At 32.6% G+C, this 1,516-nt stretch carries 1 protein-coding gene; it reads right to left on the minus strand.

The features are described 5' to 3' along the window. Positions 1-49 precede the first annotated feature (49 nt). Positions 50-1,516, minus strand: a 1,467-nt coding sequence (locus tag AB1349_14280; GenBank protein ID MEW6558493.1) for an AAA family ATPase, incomplete at its 5' end; no start/stop codon positions are given.

Raw genomic sequence — 1,516 nt, forward strand, 5'->3', positions numbered from 1 at the left:
CATGTTAATGTCAAAATTGATGATGCAATTTCTAAAATCTCATTTTTGTCTATACCATTATCAATGTATTTACCTTTTCAATTATCTCTTCAGCGGTCATTTTTTCTATCGTCTTTATTACATTTTCACCGAATAAGGATTTCATATCTGTAAAATCATCAAAAGGTGAATTAAGTTTTCCATCCCTTTTCAGTGCTTCTGGGTGTAGATAATTTTCTATTGCCCGTTTACGCAATATAAAAAATTTACCGCCATCAGATTCACATTCTTGTTTCCAATTTAATTTTCTCTGTGGGATTATATCACTTATATTTTTACGATCACTATCAACGATGACAAGATATTTTCTATTTATATTTTTTAAAGCTTTCCTGTCTATATAATGTTTCAAACCTGAACCTCCATAAGGAATAAAACCAATATTTTTTTCTGCAGGTGTAGCAGGAAAATTACCATTTGCTTTTAATTTTTTGAATACTGTTTCCCAAAATAAAATATCTTTTGGACCTTCTACAAAGACACATGCTTTAAAACCACATATTTGGTCACTTGGTTCAACGCCAAGTTCGTCCGCAACTTCTTCTAAATTTAAAGCAGGCGATTGTATTGCCTCTGCTGTTCCACCTGTTCTTTTTAATAAAACAAGATCTTCTTTGGGAGAAAAACCAGCAAAAACAGGAGAATGTGAAGTTATTAAGATTTGGAATTCACTTATACACAGTTCATTAAGAGATTTTGCAAGCTCCCGTTGCAATCCGGGGTGAATAAAAGCCTCTGGCTCTTCAATGGCATAGATTAAATTAATCTCCTTGCCAGCTACTTTACGGTCAGCAAGATATTGAAAAAAGGCAACCATAAGCATACGCCTTATTCCTGCTCCTCTTTTGTTTAATGACGCTTCAATACCATCCTCATCAACGCCCTTCAGATCAAATGCCACTAATTTGTCCCATGAAAATTTAGGATATGGCTTGAGATCAGTTAATACATCGGTATGTTGTAATAATTTTTGGTGAATTTTTGTAAACTCGGTACTTAGTCCGTTTTTTATTTTCTCTTCAATTTCGCTTTTCTGTGGAATAGATTGAACAGTGTCAGTTACAATTTGTCTAAATTCGCTTTGAAAAGATGTTTCATCTACTCCCAATCTCGTATCTGCTCTAAATAACTCTAATTTGGGTAAATATGAAAGAAGCATTTTCACTAAATCATCAGATAAATCAATTTGAGTGGATGCTTTAGGTATACTATGTTCCTCAGCGTATTTTCTAATTTGACCTCTCTTACCTTTATTAGTAATTGACCTCCCCGCCTTGCTCATCTCAAGACCCAATTCATCACCTATACTATTTAATTCTTTCTCCTTCAGGGAACAGAGATTATTAAATTTATCCTGATAATCCATTACAGTTAATTTAACTTTTGGTTTTTTAGGATTAGACCTTAAGAAAATTTTAGTGATTTCTAATTCTTTATCTTCATTTAATAAGTTTTCTTCAAGTAATGTAGTTTTAAC

The organism is Elusimicrobiota bacterium (assembly GCA_040757695.1).
Taxonomy (GTDB): domain Bacteria; phylum Elusimicrobiota; class UBA8919; order UBA8919; family UBA8919; genus JBFLWK01.